This is a genomic window from Pseudomonas sp. BF-B-30, from assembly GCF_019956305.1.
Lineage (GTDB): Bacteria > Pseudomonadota > Gammaproteobacteria > Pseudomonadales > Pseudomonadaceae > Aquipseudomonas > Aquipseudomonas jessenii.
In genome coordinates, this window is sequence record NZ_JAHBDG010000036.1 from 1 (window position 1) to 21,236 (window position 21,236).

Below are 21,236 nucleotides of genomic sequence, written 5' to 3' on the forward strand. Positions count from 1 at the left end.
TGTCAGTCGACAACATTGCTGGCAATGCCGACGCCTTCGCGAGCAAGCCCGCTCCCACAAGGGGCATCGAATCCACCATTGACTGCGTCGATAGTCACCATCAATTCAATGAAGTTCTCTTAAAAAATCCACGGCGTAACATCTGCTCCATACCAACCCATAAGCACCCCGGAGCACACGATCATGAAACGCCAGACCCTCCTCAGCATCGCTTTCTCGGTTTTCGCAGTTAACGCTTTCGCCGCTACCTCTGCTCAACCTGTGGTCGCCGAAGGCGGCTCCGATCGCCTGATCGAGAATCGTGTCGCCGAAGGTGGTTCGGATCGCCTGATCGAAAACCGCGTCGCCGCCGATGGCTCCGACAAACTGATGCAAAACCGCGTTGCTGAAGGTGGCTCGGACAAACTGATCCAAAACCGCGTAGCCGAAGGCGGCTCGGACAAACTCCTGCAAAACCGCGTAGCCGAAGGCGGTTCGGATCGTCTGATCGAAAGCCGCGCTGTCTGAATGCAGTGCTTTACCGCAGGAATCGACGAGAACCCGGCCTCATCAGCCGGGTTTTTTTACACCTTTTAAAAGTCCTTCCCGACACGCATAGCGCCTCGCCCGCCCCCCTTTTATCGCCATCCAGCCAGAAACTCCGTTCGGGGACTTGTGCTTCCGGTATTATGGTATACCATCAGACGCACAGACACCCAAACCTCTACGGAGCAGCTCATGAGTTTCGAAATCCGCAAGATCGTCAGCTATGTCGAAGAAACCTTTATTGAAGGCGGCAAAGCCACCGATAAGCCCGTGACCATGGTCGGTCTGGCCGTGGTGATGAAGAACCCCTGGCTGGGCAACGGCTTCGTCGAAGACCTGAAACCACAGATCCGCGCCAACTGCTCCGACCTCGGCGCACTGATGGTCGAGCGTCTGGTGGGCATCATTGGCGGCGCCGAGAAAATCGAGGCGTACGGCAAAGCTGCGGTGGTCGGTGCCGATGGCGAAATCGAGCACGCTTCGGCGGTGATCCACACCCTGCGCTTCGGCAACCATTACCGCGAAGCGGTCAAGGCCAAGAGCTACCTGAGCTTCACCAACAAGCGCGGCGGCCCGGGCACCTCGATTCAGATCCCGATGATGCACAAGGACGACGAAGGCCTGCGCTCGCACTACATCACCTTGGAAATGCAGATCGAAGACGCGCCGCGTGCCGACGAAATCGTCGTGGTCCTGGGTTGCGCCGATGGCGGCCGCCTGCACCCGCGCATCGGCAACCGCTACATCGACCTGGAAGAACTGGCCGCCGAAAAAGCCCAGTAACCGGCCAGCAGAACGACAACAAGAAGGCATTGCAGGAGCGCTCCATGATTCGGCTCACCGCTGAACTCACCCCGGCTGGCACCAGTTACCTGGCGACCGGCCAAGGCCAGCCCGTGGTCTTGATCCACGGCGTGGGCCTGAACAAAGAAATGTGGGGCGGCCAGATCGTTGGCCTGGCCACGAAGTACCGCGTCATCGCCTACGACATGCTCGGCCATGGCGCCAGCCCGCGCCCGGAGAGTGGCACGCCGCTGCTCGGCTATGCCGACCAGTTGCTGGAGCTGCTCGACCACCTGCAATTGCCCAAGGCAACGGTGATCGGTTTTTCCATGGGCGGGTTGGTGGCGCGGGCCTTTGCCCTGCACTACGCACAACGCCTGGAAGGCCTGGTGGTGCTCAACAGCGTGTTCAACCGCAGTGCCGAACAGCGCGCCGGGGTCATCGCCCGCACCAGCCAGGCTGCCGAACACGGACCGGACGCCAATGCCGAAGCCGCACTGTCGCGCTGGTTCAGCCGTGAATACCAGGCCGCGAACCCGGCGCAGATCGCCGCGATTCGCCAGACCCTGGCCGGCAATGACCCTCAGGGTTACCTAACCACTTATGAACTGTTCGCCACCCAGGACATGTACCGCGCCGACGACCTGGCCAGCATCCAGGTGCCGACGCTGATCGCCACCGGCGAACTGGACCCCGGCTCAACCCCGGAAATGGCCCGGCAACTGGCCGAACGCATTCCCGGCGCGACCGTTGCCGTACTCGCCGAGCAACGGCATATGATGCCGGTAGAGTCGCCACGCCTGGTCAACCAGCTGTTGCTGGAGTTTCTGCAGACCGCGCACTCCAAACAAAACCAGATCAAGGGGATCGTTGCATGACACTCGCACGCTTCCAGATGTGCATCGGCGGTGAATGGGTCGATGCCCTGTCCGGCAAGACCTTCGAAAGCCTCAACCCGGCGCTGGCCGAACCCTGGGCTGAACTGCCCGATGCCGACGAAGCCGATGTCGAGCGTGCCGTGCAGGCTGCGCAGACGGCTTTCGACAGCCCGGCATGGCGCGGTTTGACGGCCACCGCTCGCGGCAAATTGCTGCGACGCCTGGGCGACCTGATCGCCGAGAACAAAGAACAACTGGCGCAGCTCGAAAGCCGCGACAACGGCAAGCTGATCCGCGAAACCCGTGGCCAGGTCGGCTATTTGCCGGAGTTCTTCCACTACACCGCAGGCCTGGCGGACAAGCTCGAAGGCGGCACCCTGCCGCTGGACAAGCCGGACCTGTTTGCCTACACCGTGCACGAAGCCATGGGTGTGGTTGCCGCGATCATTCCGTGGAACAGCCCGCTGTACCTGACCGCGATCAAACTCGCCCCGGCGCTTGCCGCGGGCAACACCATCGTGATCAAACCGTCGGAACACGCTTCGGCGACCATCCTCGAACTGGCGCGCCTGGCGCTGCAAGCCGGGATTCCGCCGGGGGTGGTCAACGTCGTCACCGGCTATGGCCCGAGCACCGGCGCCGCCCTCACCCGCCATCCGCTGATCCGCAAGATCGCTTTTACCGGCGGCGCGGCGACGGCGCGGCATGTGGTGCGCAGCAGTGCGGAGAACTTCGCCAAGCTGTCGCTGGAGCTGGGCGGCAAATCGCCGAACATCATCTTCGCCGACGCCGACCTCGACAGCGCGATCAACGGCGCTATCGCCGGGATCTATGCCGCCTCCGGGCAGAGCTGCGTCTCCGGTTCGCGCTTGCTGGTGCAGGACGAAATCTACGACGAATTCGTCGGTCGTCTGGTGGAACGCGCCAAGCGCATCCGCATTGGCAACCCGCAGGACGACAGCAGCGAAATGGGCCCGATGGCCACCGCGCAGCAACTGGCCGTGGTCGAAGGCCTGGTGGCCGATGCCATCGCCGAAGGCGCGCGCCTGCGCCTGGGCGGCAAGCGTCCAGAGAATCTGGGTGACGGCTGGTTCTACGAACCGACGCTGTTCGAGTGCGACCGCAATTCGATGAAGATCATGCAGGAAGAAGTCTTTGGTCCGGTGGCTTCGGTCATCCGTTTCAAGGACGAAGCCCAGGCGCTGGAGATTGCCAACGACTCGCAGTTCGGCCTCGCCGCCGGCATCTGGACCCGCGACCTGGGCCGCGCCCATCGCCTGGCCCGGGACGTGCGTTCGGGGATCATCTGGGTCAACACCTACCGTGCAGTCTCGGCCATGGCGCCGATCGGCGGCTTCAAGAACAGCGGCTATGGACGCGAAAGCGGCATCGATTCGGTGCTGGCCTACACCGAGCTGAAAACGGTGTGGATCAACCTGTCCCAGGCACCGATGCCTGATCCCTTCGTGATGCGCTAGGAGTCCTGGAAAATGATCGAACCCGGCATTTACAAAGACGTGATGAGCTCGTTCCCGTCCGGGGTCACGGTGGTCACCACCCTGGACCCGGACGGCGGCATCGTCGGCATCACCGCCAGCGCCTTCAGTGCGCTGTCGATCGACCCGGCACTGGTGCTGTTCTGCCCCAACTACGGCTCCGATACCTACCCAGTGCTGCGCGACAGCAAGCAGTTCGCAATTCACCTGCTGTCCGCCGACCAGACCGCCGAGGCCTATGCCTTCGCCGGTAAAGGCAAGGACAAGGCCAAAGGAATCGAGTGGCACTTGAGCGAACGGGGTAACCCGATCCTGGCCAAGGCCACGGCGATCATCGAGTGCGAACTGTGGCGCGAATACGACGGCGGCGATCACGCGATCATCGTCGGCGCGGTGAAGAACCTGATCCTGCCCGACCAACCGGTGACGCCGATGATCTACCACAAAGGCAAACTGGGCCCCCTGCCCACCCTGGCCTGATGGTTGAACACAATCCCCCTGTGGGAGCGGGCTTGCTCGCGAAGTGGCCGGCACATCCAACATTGATGGCGCCTGATACACCGCCTTCGCGAGCAAGCCCGCTCCCACAGGGTCCACCACTCTACTAAGGAGCCGGCATGAGCCCAGCAGCCTCGCAACTGTTCCGCCAACAGGCCTACATCAATGGCCAGTGGCTGGACGCGCCGGATGGCGCCTGTCAGGACATCTTCAACCCGGCCACCGGTGAACTGATCGGCCAGGTGCCGAACCTCGGCGCCGAGCATGCGCGCCTGGCTATCGAGGCCGCCAACAAGGCCTGGCCGGCCTGGCGCGCGCTGACCGCCAAGGAGCGCAGCAATACGCTCAAGCGCTGGCATGCCTTGATGCTGGAGAACGCCGACGCCCTGGCACACATCCTCACCCTCGAACAAGGCAAGCCACTGGCCGAAGCCAAAGGCGAAATCCTCTACGCCGCGAGCTTCATCGAGTGGTTCGCCGAAGAGGCCAAGCGCATCTACGGCGACACCATTCCCAGCCACAAGGGCGATGCGCGCATCGTGGTCAGCAAGGAGCCGATTGGCGTCGTCGCGGCCATCACGCCGTGGAACTTCCCGGCGGCGATGATCACCCGCAAGGCCGGCCCGGCACTGGCGGCCGGTTGCCCGTGCATCGTCAAGCCGGCTCCGGAAACTCCGTTCTCGGCACTGGCCATGGCTGCGCTGGCGGAACAGGCCGGGATTCCAGCGGGCATTTTCAACGTGATCACCGGCGATGCCATCGCCATCGGTGGCGAGCTGACCGGCAGCAGCCTTGTGCGCAAACTGTCGTTCACCGGCTCCACCGCCATCGGCAAACTGCTGATGGCCCAGTGCGCGCCGACCCTGAAAAAAGTCTCGCTGGAGCTGGGCGGCAACGCGCCGTTCATTGTCTTCGACGATGCCGATCTGGAACGCGCGGTTGACGGCGCGCTGATCGCCAAATTCCGCAACGCCGGGCAGACCTGCGTCTGCGTCAATCGCTTCCTGGTGCAGGCCGGCATCCACGACGCCTTTGTCGCACGCCTGGCCGAGCGGGTTTCGCAACTCAAGGTCGGCAGCGGTTTCGATGATGGCGTCACCCAAGGGCCACTGATCAACGAGCGCGCCGTGGCCAAGGTCGAAGAACACGTGCAAGACGCTCTGGCCCACGGAGCACAACTGCTGTGCGGCGGCGAACGCCATGCCCTGGGCAATGGATTCTTCCAGCCGACCGTGCTTATCGACGTCACCACCCGGATGAAAGTCGCCCGGGATGAAACCTTTGGCCCGTTGGCCGCCGTGTTCCGTTTCGACACCGAGGCCCAGGCCGTCGAGATGGCCAACGACACCGAATTCGGCCTCGCCGCCTACTGCTACACCCGCGACCTGGGCCGCGCCTGGCGCATGAGCGAGGCGCTGGAGTACGGCATGGTCGGGATCAACGAAGGGCTGATTTCCACTGAGGTCGCGCCATTCGGCGGGATCAAGTCCTCGGGGCTGGGCCGTGAAGGGTCGAAGTACGGCATCGAGGATTACCTGGAACTCAAATACACCTTGATGGGCGGCCTTTGAGCCCGCGGGAGCTACGCAAATGAACAACGAAAAGTATGAAAAAGGCCTGAAGATCCGTACCCAGGTGCTGGGTGAGGCCTACGTCAATCGTTCCATCGAGAACGCCGACGACTTCACCCGACCGTTGCAGGAAATGGTCACCGAGTATTGTTGGGGTCATGTCTGGGGTCGTGAGGGTTTGTCGCTCAAGGAGCGCAGCATGATCAACCTGGCGATGATCTCGGCCCTCAACCGGCCCCATGAACTCAAACTGCATGTACGCGGCGCCTTGCGTAACGGCCTGAGTCGTGAGCAAATACGCGAAATATTGCTTCAGGTCGGCATTTATTGCGGTGTCCCCGCTGCCGTAGACAGTTTCCGGCTCGCCCGTGAAGCCTTCGCCGAAGCCGATGCCGAGGCCTCCAGTTAACCCTTGGCTGTTTGATCTGACCGGGCACCCAGATTCCCGTAATCGAAGTGCTCTTTTTTGCATGGACAGCCACAATCAGAGCGGACCCCATGAAACGCCTGCCACTCGACGACAGCTTCAAGGTCAATCGCAACCCCGTTACCCTGCGCGAAATCGTGCTGGATAAACTGCGAAGCGCCATCATGAACTTCCAGCTCCTGCCGGGAGACCGTCTGGTCGAACGCGATCTGTGCGATCGCCTGGGCGTCAGCCGTACCTCCGTGCGCGAAGCCTTGCGTCACCTGGAATCCGAAGGCCTGGTGGAGTTCGCCGACGCCAAGGGCCCGCGTGTCGCGATCATCACCCTGGCCGATGCCGTGGACATCTACGAGCTGCGCTGCGTACTCGAAGGGCTGATCGTGCAACTGTTCACCCTGCGCGCCAAGGCCAAGGACATCAAGGCCCTGGAAAAAGCCCTCGAAGAAAATCGCAAGGCGCTCAAAGACGGTGAGCTGCAACAGGTCATCGACTCGGTGCAAGGTTTCTACGATGTGCTGCTCGAAGGCTCGGGCAACCATGTCGCGGCCACTCAATTGCGCCAGTTGCAGGCACGCATCAGCTACCTGCGCGCGACCTCGGTATCCCAGGAGAACCGTCGCGGCGCCAGTAACCAGGAAATGGAACGCATGGTCGAGGCGATCAAGGGCGGTGATCCGCTGGCCGCCCACCAGGCTTGCGTCGACCACGTGCGTGCGGCCGCTGCCGTGGCCCTGGACTACCTCAAGCGCAAGCAGGAAGAAACCGGCGACATCCCGGCGATTACCTTGCCCATCGCGCTGAAAGAACCGCGCATAGGTCGCTGAAATGTTCAGCCCGAGCTTTTGCCCCAAGTGCGGCAGCGCAGACCTCAGGTCACAGTTGCCGCCGGGCGATACGCACGAGCGCCTGATGTGCCGCGGCTGCGGCTACATCCATTACGTCAATCCGAAAATCATTGCCGGCTGCATCATCGAGCAGGACGGCAAATATTTGCTGTGCCAACGCGCGATTCCGCCGCGTCCGGGCACCTGGACCCTGCCGGCAGGCTTCATGGAAAGTGGCGAGACCACCGAACAGGCGGCCTTGCGTGAAGTCTGGGAAGAAAGCGGCGTGCGTGCCGAAATCGTCTCGCCCTATTCGATCTTCAGCGTGCCGAAGATCAGCGAGGTGTACATCATCTTCCGCGCCATCGCGCTGGAGATTACCGGGCAGTACGGCCCGGAAACCCTCGACTACAAGTTCTTCGCACCCGAGGACATTCCCTGGGACAGCATCTACTATCCGGCGATCCGGCAGATCCTTGAGCGCTATATCGAGGAGCGCCAGGCCGGGGTTTATGGCATCTACATGGGCAATGACGACAGCGGGAAGATTCACTTCATTCGCTGAAAAAACCCCATTCCCCCTGTAGGAGCGAGCCTGCTCGCGATGGTCGTCAACGATGACGCGTGCTGACTGACCGAACGCGTTGCTCTAACGTTTTTCGCGAGCAGGCTCGCTCCTACAGGGCAAGCGGTGTTGGTCAGAGCGGCGCCATGCCCTCGACGATAATGACCTCTGCCTTCGCCACGCCTTCGCGATGTCCCCTGGCCTCCTGATACAACGCCGAGTGATAGCAAGCCACCGCCTGCTCATAGGAATCAAACTCGATCACCACACTGCGCTGCGGCGTAGGCCGGCCTTCCATCGCCTCGCTGCGCCCGCCCCGCGCCAGAATCCGACCGCCATACAGGGCAAACGCCTTCGGCGCCCGCTGGGTGTATTGGCTGTATTGATCGGGGTCGGTGATGTCCACGTGAGCAATCCAGTACGCCTTCATAGTGACCTCTCGGTTTGTTTTGTATTATGGTATACCAAAATACCCATCCAACAAACACTGAGACTCCAGCATGGCCTTCAACAGCATCGAAGAAATCATCGAAGATTACCGCCTCGGCAAAATGGTCCTGCTGGTGGACGACGAAGACCGGGAAAACGAAGGCGACCTGCTGCTGGCCGCCGACTGCTGCACGCCCGAGGCGATCAGCTTCATGGCCCGCGAAGCCCGTGGCCTGATCTGCCTGACCTTGACCGACGAGCACTGCAAACGCCTGGGCCTGGAGCAGATGGTGCCGAGCAACGGCAGCGTGTTCAGCACCGCCTTCACCGTGTCCATCGAGGCCGCCGTCGGGGTGACCACCGGAATCTCCGCCGCCGATCGTGCCTGCACCGTGGCCGCCGCCGTCGCTGCCAACGCCGGCCCTGCCGACATCGTGCAACCCGGCCATATCTTCCCGTTACGTGCCCGGGAAGGCGGCGTGCTGACCCGCGCCGGTCATACCGAGGCCGGTTGCGACCTGGCCCGCCTGGCCGGCCATACCCCGGCCTCGGTGATCGTCGAAGTGATGAACGACGACGGCACCATGGCCCGGCGCCCTGACCTGGAAGTGTTTGCGCGCAAGCACGGGATCAAGATCGGCACCATCGCCGACCTGATCCACTACCGCCTCAGCACCGAACACACCATCGTGCGCATCGGTGAACGTGATCTGCCCACCGTGCACGGCACCTTTCGTCTGATCACCTTTGAGGATCGCATCGAAGGCGGTGTCCACATGGCCATGGTCATGGGCGATCTGCGTCGCGATGAGCCGACGCTGGTGCGCGTGCATGTGATTGACCCGTTGCGCGATCTGGTCGGTGCCGAGTACAGCGGGCCGACCAACTGGACCTTGTGGGCCGCCTTGCAGCGTGTCGCCGCCGAAGGCCACGGAGTGGTGGTGGTGCTGGCCAATCACGAATCCTCCCAGGCGTTGCTCGAACGCGTGCCGCAATTGACCCAGACGCCCCGGCAGTTCAGCCGTTCGCAGTCACGGATTTATTCGGAGGTGGGCACCGGTGCGCAGATCCTGCAAAACCTGGGCGTGGGCAAGCTGCGCCATCTCGGGCCGCCGCTGAAATATGCCGGTTTGACCGGGTATGACCTGGAGGTGGTGGAGAGTATTCCATTCACCGAGTGACTCTTGGTTTAACGCAATTCCCTGTGGGAGCGGGCTTGCTCGCGAAGAGGGAGTGTCAGTCGACCCAAAGTTGTCTGACACACCGCTTTCGCGAGCAAGCCCGCTCCCACAGGGGATTGCGTCGCCGGACGAAGTTCAGATCCACAGAAAAAACACCTTTTGGCTGATAGCCGGTACGGCAAAATGCTTGCACAAAGTTTGGAATACCATAATATGATATTCCATAGACCGAACAGTCAGCACTGACTCGACGGACCTACTGCTCCCGATAGGCGGGCACTCCAAAGCCCCGCTCATAAACACAACAATGAGGGCGTGAAAATGGTGTTGAACAAACGTGCGACCGCAGTTCTTTTTGCGGGACTGCTGAGCGTGACCAGCCAGGCATTGCTGGCGGCTGAAAGCGTCAACTTCGTGAGTTGGGGCGGCAGCACCCAGGATGCGCAGAAGCAGGCCTGGGCCGACCCGTTCAGCAAGGCCAGCGGCATCACCGTCGTGCAGGATGGCCCGACCGACTACGGCAAACTCAAGGCCATGGTCGAGAGCGGCAACGTGCAGTGGGACGTGGTCGACGTCGAAGCCGACTTCGCCTTGCGCGCCGCCGCCGAAGGCTTGCTCGAACCCCTCGATTTCAAAGTCATTGAACGCGACAAGATCGACCCGCGCTTCGTCAGCGATCACGGCGTCGGCTCGTTCTTCTTCTCCTTCGTCCTCGGCTACAACGAAGGCAAACTTGGCGCCAACAAGCCGCAGGACTGGTCCGCGCTGTTCGACACCAAGACCTACCCCGGCAAACGCGCCCTCTACAAATGGCCAAGCCCAGGTGTGCTTGAGCTGGCGTTGCTGGCCGACGGTGTAGCGGCGGACAAGCTCTACCCGCTGGACCTGGACCGCGCCTTCAAGAAACTCGACACCATCAAGAAAGACATCGTCTGGTGGGGCGGCGGCGCGCAGTCACAGCAGCTGCTGGCCTCCGGTGAGGCAAGCATGGGCCAGTTCTGGAACGGCCGGATCCATGCCCTGCAGGAAGACGGCGCCCCGGTCGGCGTAAGCTGGAAGCAGAACCTGGTCATGGCCGACATCCTGGTCATCCCCAAGGGTTCGAAAAACAAGGACGCGGCGATGAAGTTCCTGGCCAATGCCAGCAGCGCCAAAGGACAGGCGGACTTCTCCAACCTGACCGCCTACGCCCCGGTCAACGTCGACAGTGTGGCGCGCCTGGATTCGGCGCTGGCCCCGAACCTGCCGACCGCCTACGCAAAGGATCAGATCACTCTTGATTTCGCGTACTGGGCCAAGAACGGTCCGGCCATCGCGACACGGTGGAACGAATGGCTGGTCAAATGAAAATGGCGGTAACCGCGTCCCGTCCATCCACGCCAGTCGGGAGCGCCTCCGGCGCTGTCGGCAAGGCGGCTGCGATGACGCAATCCCCTACCCTGGCGCAACGCTGGCGCGGATCGAGCAACCTGATCCCCGCCCTGCTGTTCCTCGGCCTGTTCTTTCTCGCGCCGCTGATTGGCCTGCTGTTGCGCGGCGTGCTGGAACCGGTGCCGGGCCTGGGCAACTATGAGCAACTGTTCGCCAACTCGGCCTATGCGCGGGTGTTGCTCAACACCTTCTCGGTGGCCGGCCTGGTGACGCTGTTCAGCCTGTTGCTGGGCTTCCCGCTGGCCTGGGCGATCACCCTGGTGCCGCGCGGCTGGGGCCGCTGGATCCTGAACATCGTACTGCTGTCGATGTGGACCAGCCTGCTCGCCCGCACCTACTCCTGGCTGGTGTTGCTGCAAGCCTCCGGGGTGATCAACAAGGCGTTGATGGCCATGGGCATCATCGATCAACCGCTGGAGATGGTGCACAACCTCACCGGCGTGGTGATCGGCATGAGCTACATCATGATCCCGTTCATCGTGCTGCCGTTGCAGGCGACCATGCAGGCCATCGACCCGATGATCCTGCAGGCCGGCTCGATCTGCGGCGCCAGTCCGTGGACCAACTTCTTCCGGGTGTTCCTGCCGCTGTGCCGGCCGGGGCTGTTCTCCGGTGGCCTGATGGTCTTCGTGATGTCCCTCGGTTACTACGTGACCCCGGCGCTGCTGGGCGGTGCGCAGAACATGATGCTGCCCGAGTTCATCATTCAGCAGGTGCAGTCGTTCCTCAACTGGGGCCTGGCCAGCGCCGGCGCCGCGCTGCTGATCGTGATCACGCTGGTGTTGTTCTACTTCTACCTGAAGCTCCAGCCGGAATCCCCGGTTGGCGCCAGCAACGCGAGGTAAGCCGTCATGCTCCTGACCCCCAATGCCATGAGCCGGCGCATGCGCTTCGGCCTGTATGCCACCACCGGGCTGATCGGTCTGTTCCTGCTGCTGCCGATTGTGTTCATCGTGCTGCTGTCGTTCGGCTCGTCGCAATGGCTGGTGTTCCCGCCACCGGGCTGGACGCTGAAATGGTACGGCCAGTTCTTCTCCAACGCCGACTGGATGAGCGCGGCCATGGCCAGCCTCAAGGTCGCGGTGCTGACCACGTTCTTCGCCGTCGCGCTGGGTCTGCCCACAGCTTTCGCCCTGGTGCGTGGCCGCTTCCCCGGCCGGGAAATGCTCTACGGTCTGTTCACTCTGCCAATGATCGTGCCGCTGGTGATCATCGCCGTGGCGGTGTACGCGCTGTTCCTGAAACTGGGCTACACCGGGACCATGTTCGCGTTCGTGGTCAGCCACGTCATCGTCGCGCTGCCGTTCACCATCATCTCGATCATCAATTCGCTGAAGCTGTTCGATCAGTCGATCGAGGATGCAGCGGTGATCTGCGGCGCCTCGCGCCTGCAAGCGGTGTTCAAGGTGACCTTCCCGGCGATTCGTCCGGGCATGGTGGCCGGCGCCCTCTTCGCCTTCCTCGTCTCCTGGGATGAAGTGGTGCTGAGCGTGATGATGGCCAGCCCGACCCTGCAAACCCTTCCCGTGAAAATGTGGACCACCCTGCGCCAGGACCTGACGCCCGTGATCGCCGTCGCCTCGACGCTGCTGATCGGCCTCTCGGTATTGGTCATGGTGATCGCCGCCGCACTGCGCCGGCGCAATGAAATCAGCGCCTGAGCGCGCAGGAGTACGACATGAGTGCAGTGATCAAAGATTCCGCGCAGCAAAATGACAAGCCCCTGGTGAGCCTGCGCAACCTGAACAAATACTACGGCGACTTTGCCGCCGTGGACGACATCTCGCTGGACATCAAGGACGGTGAATTCCTCACCTTCCTCGGCTCCAGCGGCTCGGGCAAAAGCACCACGCTGTCGATGCTGGCCGGTTTCGAAACCCCGAGCAGCGGCGAGATCCTGGTCAACGGCCAGTCGCTGGTGAATGTGCCGCCGCACAAACGCGATATCGGCATGGTGTTCCAGCGCTATTCGCTGTTCCCGCACCTGTCGGTACGCGACAACATCGCCTTCCCGTTGGCCATCCGCAAACTGGCCGCCGCCGAACGCGAACGCCGGGTCGATGCAATGCTCAAGCTGGTGCAGCTTGAGCAGTTTGCCCATCGCCGCCCTTCGCAACTGTCCGGTGGCCAGCAGCAACGCGTGGCCATTGCACGGGCGCTGGTCTATGAGCCACGCATCCTGCTGATGGACGAACCCCTCGGTGCACTGGACAAGAAACTGCGCGAAGACTTGCAGGACGAACTGCGTCAGTTGCATCGGCGCCTGGGCATCACCATCGTCTACGTGACCCACGATCAGGAAGAAGCCATGCGCCTGTCCCAGCGCATCGCGATTTTCAGCCACGGCAAGATCGTCGGCCTGGGCAGCGGCTATGACCTGTACCAGAATCCGCCGAATGCGTTTGTCGCCTCGTTCCTTGGCAACTCCAACTTCCTCAAACTCAAGGCCCAGGGTAATGCGGTGGCGACCTTCGAGGGGCAACCGCTGTCGATCCGACTTACGGCCGGCCTGCAAACCGATCAGAACGTGCTGCTGATGGTGCGTCCGGAAAAAGCCCTGGCCCTGAGCAATGAACAAGCCATTGCCGAACCGCTGGCCGCCGGCTGGAACGAAGTCTCGGCCAAGGTCGTGGAAGTGCTGTTTCTGGGTGAAAGCCAGACGTGCAGCGTGGTCACCGCTGGCGGCACCTCGATGACGGTCAAGGCGCTGTCCGCCGCCGGCATGCCGCTCAAGTCCGGTGACCCGGTGCGGGTGCGCTGGGCTACCGCGGATGCCTGCGTCTACACCGAATGGGCCGAAAGCGACCTGAACAAGGCCGCCGGCGCTCACTGATCCATTGGCCTGCGCACGCGGGCCACTATAATGAGTCACCCTCGGGCCACCACAACGTCGGGTTGTGGTGGCCTTTTTTCTGTCACCTGTAAGATAAATTGGACAACGGATTCCTAAAATCCCGGTTTAATGCTAAATAGTGCTCAGTATTTTTAACACCCGACCCTGTCGTGCCACACAGTGCAACGAGAATAACGATATGAAAGTCCATTTCGAGAAAAGTGAAGTGTTTGGGACCCTCCACCTGCAAGCGGCGGTGGCAGCATGATCGAAGTTACCGAAGTTTCCATTGCCGAGCTGCGCGCCGCGCTCGAATCCGGCCAGACCACCTCGGTTGAACTGGTCCAGGCTTATCTTGCGCGGATCGACGCCTTTGACGGCCCCCAAACGCCTACCGCGCTGAACGCGGTCGTGGTTCGCAACCCCGAGGCGCTCGCCGAAGCCCAGGCGTCCGACGCCCGTCGCGCCAAGGGCCAGACGCTGGGGCCGTTGGACGGGATCCCCTACACCGCCAAGGACAGCTATCTGGTCAAGGGCCTCACCGCCGCTTCCGGCAGCCCGGCCTTCAAGGACCTGGTCGCCTATCGCGATGCGTTCACCATCGAACGCCTGCGCGCCGCCGGGGCCATCTGCCTGGGCAAGACCAACATGCCGCCAATGGCCAACGGCGGGATGCAGCGTGGTGTCTACGGCCGCGCCGAGAGCCCGTACAACGCTGACTACCTCACCGCCCCTTTCGCCTCCGGCTCGTCGAACGGTGCCGGCACGGCGACCGCGGCCAGTTTCTCGGCCTTCGGCCTGGCGGAAGAAACCTGGTCGAGCGGCCGTGGACCGGCTTCGAACAATGGCTTGTGCGCCTACACCCCTTCGCGCGGCGTGATCTCGGTGCGCGGCAACTGGCCGTTGACCCCGACCATGGACGTGGTCGTGCCGTTTGCCCGGACCATGGCCGACCTGCTCGAAGTGCTCGACGTGGTCGTGGCCGATGACCCGGACACCCGTGGCGACCTGTGGCGCCTGCAGCCCTGGGTACCGATCCCGAAATCTTCTTCGGTACGCCCTGAGTCCTATGCCGCGCTGGCCGCGAATAGCGATGCGCTCAAAGGCAAGAAATTCGGCATCCCGCGCATGTACATCAACGCCGACCCTGAAGCCGGCACCTCCGAAGCACCGGGCATCGGTGGCCCGACTGGCCAACGCATCAACACCCGTCCTTCGGTGATCGGGCTCTGGGAACAGGCGCGCAAGGCCCTCGAAGCCGCGGGCGCCGAAGTGCTCGAAGTGGACTTCCCTCTGGTCTCCAATTGCGAGGGCGATCGTCCTGGTGCGCCGACCGTGTTCAATCGCGGCATCGTCTCCAAGGAATTTTTACACCATGAACTGTGGGACCTGTCCGCCTGGGCCTTCGATGATTTCCTGCAAGCGAACGGCGATCCCAAACTGAATCGCCTCGTCGATGTCGACGGCCCGCAGATCTTCCCTCATGACCCGGGCACCCTGCCCAACCGCGAGGGTGACCTGGCCGCCGGCATGGACGAATACGTGCGCATGGCCGAACGCGGCATCACGCCGTGGGATCAGATCAGCACGGTGCCGGACGGCCTGCGCGGCCTGGAAAAGACCCGCAAGATCGATCTGGAAGACTGGATGGATCGCCTGGGCCTCGACGCGGTGCTGTTCCCGACGGTGGCCGATGTGGGTCCGGCGAATGCCGATGTCGATCCGCAATCGGCGGATATCGCCTGGAGCAACGGCGTATGGGTCGCCAATGGCAACCTCGCCATCCGTCATCTCGGTGTGCCGACGGTCACCGTACCGATGGGCGTGATGCCGGACATCGGCATGCCGGTCGGCCTGACGTTTGCCGGGCGCGCCTATGACGACTCGTCGCTGCTGCACCTGGCGTCGGCGTTCGAATCGACCGGCAGCAAACGCATGATCCCGCCGCGTACCCCGCCATTGGTCGCTGACAAGCGCTGACCCGTAACCCGTGGCGGCTCACTCGAGCCGCCATGGCTGGCAAATCAGGGATCAACCTGGGCCATCAGCTCGGGAATCGATTCCGGCCGCTTGGCATAACGCTGCGCCAGCACCGCACAGACCATCAGTTGAATCTGGTGGAACAACATCAGCGGCAAGATCAGCAAGCCAATGGTGCTACCGGCAAACAGCACCTGCGCCATCGGCACGCCGGTCGCCAGGCTTTTCTTCGAGCCGCAGAAGAGAATGGTGATGCGGTCTTCCTGGTTGAAGCCGAATGCCTTGCCCAGTACGGTCGAGGCCACCAACACCAGCGCCAGAACGATGCAGCAGACCAGCACCAGCCCAAGCAGATCCAACAACGGAATCTGCTGCCAGAGGCCTTCGATCACCGCTTCGCTGAACGCGCCGTAGACCACCAGCAGAATCGAACCCTGGTCGACGAACTTCAACCAGCTCTTGTTGCGCGCCACCCAGTTGCCGATCCAGCGCCGCGCGATCTGCCCGGCAATGAACGGCAGCAGCAACTGCACGCTGATCTTGAGGATGGCGTCGAGGGTCGAGGCGCCTTCGCCATGGACATTCAGCAGCAGGGTCACCAGCAACGGCGTGAGGAAAATCCCGAACAGGCTGGACGCCGCCGCGCTGCAAATCGCCGCCGGGATGTTGCCCCGGGCCAGCGAAGTAAAGGCAATCGCCGACTGCACCGTGGCGGGCAGCGCGCACAGGTAGAGCATGCCCATGTACAGGTCATTGCCGATCAGCGGCGACAGCAGCGGCTTGAGCGCCAGACCGAGCAACGGAAACAGCACGAAGGTCAGGCTGAACACCAGCAAATGCAGGCGCCAGTGCCCGGCACCGGCAATGATCGACTCGCGGGACAGCTTGGCGCCATGCAGGAAAAACAGCAGCGCAATGGCGATGTTGGTCAGCCAGCCAAAACCGAGCGCGACCTGGCCGCTGGCGGGCAGCAGGCTGGCGAGCGTCACTACGCCGATCAGGGTCAGGGTGAAGTTGTCGGGTAACAAACGGGGGCGAGTCATGGGGTTGATCATCCGGGGGTTGCCAGTACATGAAAGTGACTCTAACGTGCCTGATAATTACCGACTAACGCCGATGAGCCAGCCGATGCCGCCTAAAGGACATGACAAGAGTGTTCGACGCAGTATTCCCGGGCTGTCCAGCCTGCCACGACCGCTCTACGGCCGTACCGAATCGCTGCCCAATCGCGCACTGACCCGGCGCCACAGCCACCCGTGGGTGCAGCTTTCCTATGCGATTGCGGGCGTGCTCGAAATACAGACCGGCGTCGGGCGTTTCGTGGCCCCGCCGGAGCGTGCGGTGTGGATTCCGGCAGGCATGCCGCACCGGGTGTTCAGTTCGCCGCGCACGGAAATGCGCAGCCTGTACATCGATTGCAGCGTTTCGACGTGGGCACCGCCGGGCTGTCATGTACTGGGGGTCAGCGATTTGTTGCGCGAGTTGATCCGCGCCTTCAGTCAGGTTCCGGTGGAGTACGATCAGAGCGGTCCGCACGGTCGGTTGGCCCAGGTGATTCTGGATCAGTTGGCTGAGGCGCCGCAGATCGATTTGATGCTGCCGCTGCCCCAGGACAGCCGATTGCGGCAAATCGCGCAAAGCCTGGAGTCACACCCGGAGCAACAGACCACGCTCAGCCACTGGAGCGACCAATTCGGCGTCACCGAGAAAACCCTCAGTCGCCTGTTCCTGCGCGACACCGGCCTGACCTTTCGCGCCTGGCGCCAGCGCTTGCGCCTGCTCGGCGCCCTGACGCCACTGGAACAGGGCGAACGAGTGACCGACGTCGCGTTGGCCTGTGGCTACGATTCGACGTCAGCGTTTATCGCTGCCTTCCGCCAGCAATTCGGCGAAACACCGGGGGAGTTTTTTCGCTGAGCCCTGCACCGTACATCTCTGTTGCCTGTCCGTCCGCCATCGCGAGCAAGCTCGCTCCCACAAGGAGCATTACTTCGTACGCAGGATTTGTGCACAACACATTCAACTGTGGGAGCGGGCTTGCTCGCGAAAGCGGTGGGTCAGTCGACACCTGCATTGGCTGAGACTGCGCATTCGCGAGCAAGCCCGCTCCCACAGGGATCATGGGTGTACACAAAATCTGTGCCCCCACAGATATCTCACACCATTTCCCGGTGTTACTGATCGGACTTGATGCTGGTCCAGACCCGGGTACGGACCCGCTCAAGCTTTTGCGGCAATGGCTGCACGACGTACAGCGTCTTCAATGCCTCGCTGGTCGGTGTCAGGTTCGGGTTGCCGGTGATGTCCTTGTTGATCAGCGCCAGCGAGTCCTTGTTGGCATTCGGGTAGCCGAGGAAGTCGCTGATCGGCGCGATGACTTTCGGGTCCAGCAGGTGGTTGAGGAATTCGTGGGCCTCGGCGACGTTCTTCGCGCTTTTCGGGATGGCGAAGGTGTCGAACCAGATCGGCGCGCCTTCTTTCGGCAGGCGCCAGTCGACGACCACGCCGTTGCCCGCCTCTTTGGCGCGATTGCCGAATTGATAGAAGCTGCCGGAGTAACCGATGGCCACGCAGATATCGCCGTTGGCGATGTCGGTCATGTACTTGGCGGAGTTGAAGTAGGTGACGTAGGGGCGAACCTTGAGCATCAATGCCTTGGCTTTTTCGTAGTCATCGGGGTTCTGGCTGTTCGGATCCAGCCCCAGGTAATGCAGGGCCAGCGGCAGGATCTCCGACGGTGAGTCGAGCATCGCTACGCCACAGGCCTTGAGCTTCTCCATGTTCTCGGGCTTGAACACCAGGTCCCAGCTGTCCACCGGCGCATTCTCGCCTAGCGCCGCCTTGACCTTGGCCGGGTTGAAACCGATCAACACAGTGCCGTACATGTAGGGCACGCCGTACTGGTTGCCCGGGTCGTTCTTGTCCAGCAGCTTGAGCAATGCAGGGTCCTGGTGCGACCAGTTCGGCAACCTGGACTTGTCGAGTTTCTGGAACACGCCCGCCTTGATCTGGGTTTCGATGAACTGGTTCGACGGCACCACCAGGTCGTAGCCCGAGTTGCCGGTCAGCAGCTTGGCTTCCAGGGACTCGTTGGTGTCGAAGGTGTCCCAGGTCACCTTGATCCCGGTGTCCTTGGCGAAATCCTTGGGCACGGACGGCAGGATGTAGTCCGCCCAGTTGTACACCCGCAATTCGCGCTGTTCGGCATGCACCGCGCTGGCCAGCAGCGACAGTCCGCAAACGGTGGCGCCCAGTATGCGTTTCATTGAGTCCATGGATCATTTCCCCAAGTGTGGCGTGAGTTCGATGGTTTTTATGTTCTGTACACGGCAGCAGCCTTGAAAACAGCCAAGGGCAAGGAAGTGAAGCGTCTGGTTGTGGTTTTCACCTTGGGTTGCCGACTCAGCCACCCGCGTCTGATTCTTGCTGACGGCGTCGCCGGTTCACAGCGTGAGGCAGGCCAAAAGGAGATCGAAATGGCCAAAATACATGTCCGCTTTGATCAGCGGTGCGAGGCCTTTCACCGAGGTTAGTCCAAACAGCCGATGCCCGGGCAGCCTCGTTGCCGCTTATTGCGCATTACACCAATAACAAGATCGCGAGGCTTCGATGCGTGCTCCACTCCTGCTTGCCCTGCCCCTGCTCGGCCTGCTCAGTGCCTGTTCCGAACCCTATGAACCGCAACCGCTGGCCAGCAACGGCAGCGCCGCACCCTTGATCGGTAGCGCCGCTGTCGCGCAACCGCTGAACGGTACGATTCCCGCCAACCCCTACATGACCAGCAACGGCAGCAGCTACATGCATTCCGATGGCTACAGCTCCGACACGCACCCGGGGCCAGGTCCGTTGGGCCGGGATGTTCAGGTGAACAGTCGCGATGGCAGCCGCAAGCCCGGCGGCATGTGCCCGATCCATACCTTCGATCAGCAGGGTCGCCTGGTGGTGTTGTGCGCCAACATGATGCAGTTCGAACTGCAATTGCTCGAACCACGCACCCTCAAGCTGCTGGCCCGCTATCCGCTGCCGCCGCGTCCGTCGACTTTCCACGCGCTGATTACCCTGGACCCGGACAAGATCATGGCCGACACCTCCGGCGCCTATTTCTATGTCGACGAACAGAATCGCGTGGTCATCGCCGATGCCGAGCAGCACATCCAGCGCGTCGTGCATCGTCAGGATGAGTCCGGTGCGTGGTCGTTCGAAGCGGTCGACAACTGGGACCTGAGCGACAAGGTCCCCCACGATTGTGTGAAGCCTGCCAACTGGTTCCCCAAAGGCGAATGCGACCCCGTCACCGGGGTCATGCCCGATCACCGGGGCTTGATCTGGTGGATCACCCGGCGCGGCCGCATCGGCACCCTGAACCCCGACACCGGCAAGGTCCAGGGCATTCAACTGGCCAACGAAGAAATCCAGAACGGCATGTCGGTGGCGGCCGATGGTGTCTATCTGGTGTCCGACCACGCCATGTACCGCTTCGTCGCCGATGCCGAGGGCAAGCCCGTGCAAGGCTGGCGCGAAGTCTATGACCGCGGCACCGGGCGCAAGGTCGGCGCGATCAATCAGGGCAGCGGTACCACCCCGACCCTGCTCGGCGAGCGCTACGTCACCATCACCGACAACAGCGACGGACGCATCAACCTGCTGGTCTACCGTCGCGAGCAGGACTACGCCGGCAATCGCCTGATCTGCAAGCTGCCGGTGTTCGACAACAACGCCTCGGCCACCGACAACTCGGCCATCGGTTGGGGTCGCTCGATCATCCTCGAGAACAACGCCGGCTACACCAGCGCCTTCGCGCAGAAGGACTGGCAGGCCGTGCACGGCGGCATCAGCCGCATCGACATCCGCAGCGATGAGTCGGGCTGCGACCGAATCTGGGAATCGAAGGAACGTTCGCCATCGGTGGTCCCCAAACTCTCGGTGAGCAACGGCCTGCTGTACTTCTACACCTTCGAGCCGCAGCCCGACGGCGAGAACGCCTGGTACCTGATGGCGCTGGATTTCGACAGCGGCCAGACCCGATTCAAGGCGCTGAGCGGGGTCGGCCAGGCCTTCGACAACAACTGGTCGCCGATCACACTGGCGCCGGACGGCACGGCCTATGTCGGGACTTTCGGTGGGTTGGTTGCTCTTTGGGACAAGGGTGTGAATGCAACAAACGAGCAACCACGCGTGAGTGCCAGCGGCGGCCAACCCTGAAAGCGATTCTTTGTGGGAGCGAGCCTCCCACAGGGGATCGGGTGCACCTTTGAGACATTGGTCAGCTGTCAGGCCGTCATCGCGAGCAAGCTCGCTCCCACAGGTATCGAGTACATCTGCAAGATTTCGGTCGGCCGGCAGGCCGTCTTCGCGAGCAAGCTCGCTCCCACAGGTATCGAGTACATCTGCAAGATTTCGGTCGGCTGGCAGACCGCCTTCGCGAGCAAGCTCGCTCCCACAGAAGAGCAAAAGCAGATCGGCGTACACAGACGCTTCTCACCACTCATCAGGCCGAGCGTTAGCTCGCCTGCAGCTTTTGATCTTGATCCACCCGCCCCCTCGGCAGGCTGAGTGGAGGCGTTTATCCGGGGATTGGCGCGCAGCGCCGTTCGACGCAGTCGAACACATCGCATGTAGGTGCCAGCGAAGCCAACCGGAGGGCGATGCCCCCGGATGAATGCCGGAGCGAAGGAACCCCGAGCCTTGGCGAGGGGCCGTACGTAAGGGGCGAGACCTTTTGGTTCCTTTTGGGGCGTTTGCCAAAAGGGACTCGCCGTAAGGGCGAAACCGCCAGCCGCCGTTACCGCAGAAACGGATATGTACTCAATCAACC

Annotated in this window: 21 protein-coding genes; 18 read left to right on the plus strand and 3 right to left on the minus strand. The window is 62.3% G+C overall.

Going from position 1 to position 21,236, the window contains the following annotated elements; genetic code table 11:
• Positions 1–183: 183 nt before the first annotated feature.
• From KGB29_RS18915 to KGB29_RS18955, 9 genes are all read left to right on the plus strand, one after another.
• Positions 184–507: a hypothetical protein gene (locus tag KGB29_RS18915; RefSeq protein ID WP_150814369.1), complete on the plus strand. Its 324-nt coding sequence runs from the start codon at positions 184–186 to the stop codon at positions 505–507.
• Between the two features lie 210 nt (positions 508–717).
• Positions 718–1,308, plus strand: a complete 591-nt coding sequence (locus KGB29_RS18920; protein WP_007978708.1) for an amino acid synthesis family protein — start codon at positions 718–720, stop codon at positions 1,306–1,308.
• Positions 1,309–1,352: 44 nt separating this feature from the next.
• Positions 1,353–2,186 carry an alpha/beta fold hydrolase gene (locus tag KGB29_RS18925; protein WP_102671439.1) on the plus strand — a complete coding sequence of 278 codons (834 nt, stop codon included), beginning with the start codon at positions 1,353–1,355 and terminating at the stop codon, positions 2,184–2,186.
• Complete coding sequence (locus KGB29_RS18930) at positions 2,183–3,664, plus strand: aldehyde dehydrogenase (protein ID WP_150814368.1); 1,482 nt, start codon at positions 2,183–2,185, stop codon at positions 3,662–3,664. Before KGB29_RS18925 ends, KGB29_RS18930 begins: the two co-directional genes overlap by 4 nt.
• A gap of 12 nt (positions 3,665–3,676) precedes the next feature.
• The gene (locus tag KGB29_RS18935; protein WP_150814367.1) at positions 3,677–4,162 is read left to right on the plus strand and encodes a flavin reductase family protein; all 486 of its coding nucleotides are present in this window, start codon (positions 3,677–3,679) and stop codon (positions 4,160–4,162) included.
• A gap of 137 nt (positions 4,163–4,299) precedes the next feature.
• A complete protein-coding gene (locus tag KGB29_RS18940; protein WP_150814366.1) occupies positions 4,300–5,751 on the plus strand; it encodes an NAD-dependent succinate-semialdehyde dehydrogenase in 1,452 nt (483 codons plus the stop codon).
• A 19-nt stretch (positions 5,752–5,770) separates the two neighbouring features.
• Entirely contained in the window at positions 5,771–6,160 is a 390-nt protein-coding gene (locus KGB29_RS18945; RefSeq protein ID WP_007991919.1) for a carboxymuconolactone decarboxylase family protein, read from the plus strand.
• Positions 6,161–6,249: 89 nt separating this feature from the next.
• Positions 6,250–7,002 carry a GntR family transcriptional regulator gene (locus tag KGB29_RS18950; protein WP_015095667.1) on the plus strand — a complete coding sequence of 251 codons (753 nt, stop codon included), beginning with the start codon at positions 6,250–6,252 and terminating at the stop codon, positions 7,000–7,002.
• 1 nt (position 7,003) lies between these two features.
• Positions 7,004–7,567, plus strand: a complete 564-nt coding sequence (locus KGB29_RS18955; RefSeq protein ID WP_150814365.1) for an NUDIX hydrolase — start codon at positions 7,004–7,006, stop codon at positions 7,565–7,567.
• Positions 7,568–7,700: 133 nt separating this feature from the next.
• Here KGB29_RS18955 and KGB29_RS18960 read toward each other — a convergent pair whose 3' ends face one another.
• Complete coding sequence (locus KGB29_RS18960; RefSeq protein WP_150814363.1) at positions 7,701–7,997, minus strand: DUF1330 domain-containing protein; 297 nt, start codon at positions 7,995–7,997, stop codon at positions 7,701–7,703.
• Between the two features lie 70 nt (positions 7,998–8,067).
• Between KGB29_RS18960 and ribBA the strand changes: the two genes are divergently transcribed.
• From ribBA to KGB29_RS18990, 6 genes are all read left to right on the plus strand, one after another.
• Positions 8,068–9,177 carry a bifunctional 3,4-dihydroxy-2-butanone-4-phosphate synthase/GTP cyclohydrolase II gene (gene ribBA, locus KGB29_RS18965; RefSeq protein ID WP_150814362.1) on the plus strand — a complete coding sequence of 370 codons (1,110 nt, stop codon included), beginning with the start codon at positions 8,068–8,070 and terminating at the stop codon, positions 9,175–9,177.
• A gap of 321 nt (positions 9,178–9,498) precedes the next feature.
• On the plus strand, positions 9,499–10,524 hold the full coding sequence (locus KGB29_RS18970; protein ID WP_095967714.1) for an ABC transporter substrate-binding protein: 1,026 nt from the start codon (positions 9,499–9,501) through the stop codon (positions 10,522–10,524).
• Entirely contained in the window at positions 10,521–11,453 is a 933-nt protein-coding gene (locus KGB29_RS18975; protein ID WP_167362897.1) for an ABC transporter permease, read from the plus strand. The genes KGB29_RS18970 and KGB29_RS18975 overlap by 4 nt, the downstream gene beginning before the upstream one ends.
• Before the next feature lie 6 nt (positions 11,454–11,459).
• Positions 11,460–12,269: an ABC transporter permease gene (locus tag KGB29_RS18980; RefSeq protein ID WP_090456315.1), complete on the plus strand. Its 810-nt coding sequence runs from the start codon at positions 11,460–11,462 to the stop codon at positions 12,267–12,269.
• Positions 12,270–12,286: 17 nt separating this feature from the next.
• On the plus strand, positions 12,287–13,441 hold the full coding sequence (locus KGB29_RS18985; RefSeq protein WP_150814361.1) for an ABC transporter ATP-binding protein: 1,155 nt from the start codon (positions 12,287–12,289) through the stop codon (positions 13,439–13,441).
• Between the two features lie 264 nt (positions 13,442–13,705).
• Positions 13,706–15,421 (plus strand): amidase, encoded by a 1,716-nt coding sequence (locus KGB29_RS18990; RefSeq protein WP_150814360.1) that lies wholly within the window; start codon positions 13,706–13,708, stop codon positions 15,419–15,421.
• Between the two features lie 44 nt (positions 15,422–15,465).
• On the opposite strand, the gene KGB29_RS18995 is transcribed toward KGB29_RS18990, so the two are convergent.
• Positions 15,466–16,464, minus strand: a complete 999-nt coding sequence (locus tag KGB29_RS18995) for a bile acid:sodium symporter family protein (protein ID WP_150814359.1) — start codon at positions 16,462–16,464, stop codon at positions 15,466–15,468.
• 85 nt (positions 16,465–16,549) lie between these two features.
• Here KGB29_RS18995 and KGB29_RS19000 point away from each other — a divergent pair, with 85 nt between their 5' ends.
• The gene (locus tag KGB29_RS19000; RefSeq protein WP_150814358.1) at positions 16,550–17,338 is read left to right on the plus strand and encodes an AraC family transcriptional regulator; all 789 of its coding nucleotides are present in this window, start codon (positions 16,550–16,552) and stop codon (positions 17,336–17,338) included.
• 257 nt (positions 17,339–17,595) lie between these two features.
• Here the strand turns inward: KGB29_RS19000 and KGB29_RS19005 are convergent, their stop codons facing one another.
• Positions 17,596–18,696 (minus strand): polyamine ABC transporter substrate-binding protein, encoded by a 1,101-nt coding sequence (locus KGB29_RS19005; RefSeq protein ID WP_150814357.1) that lies wholly within the window; start codon positions 18,694–18,696, stop codon positions 17,596–17,598.
• 15 nt (positions 18,697–18,711) lie between these two features.
• Between KGB29_RS19005 and KGB29_RS19010 the strand changes: the two genes are divergently transcribed.
• Both KGB29_RS19010 and KGB29_RS19015 read left to right on the plus strand, forming a co-directional pair.
• A complete protein-coding gene (locus KGB29_RS19010) occupies positions 18,712–18,954 on the plus strand; it encodes a hypothetical protein (protein WP_090456324.1) in 243 nt (80 codons plus the stop codon).
• A gap of 76 nt (positions 18,955–19,030) precedes the next feature.
• Positions 19,031–20,623, plus strand: coding sequence for a hypothetical protein (locus tag KGB29_RS19015; RefSeq protein ID WP_150814356.1), 1,593 nt, complete (start codon positions 19,031–19,033; stop codon positions 20,621–20,623).
• Positions 20,624–21,236 lie beyond the last annotated feature (613 nt).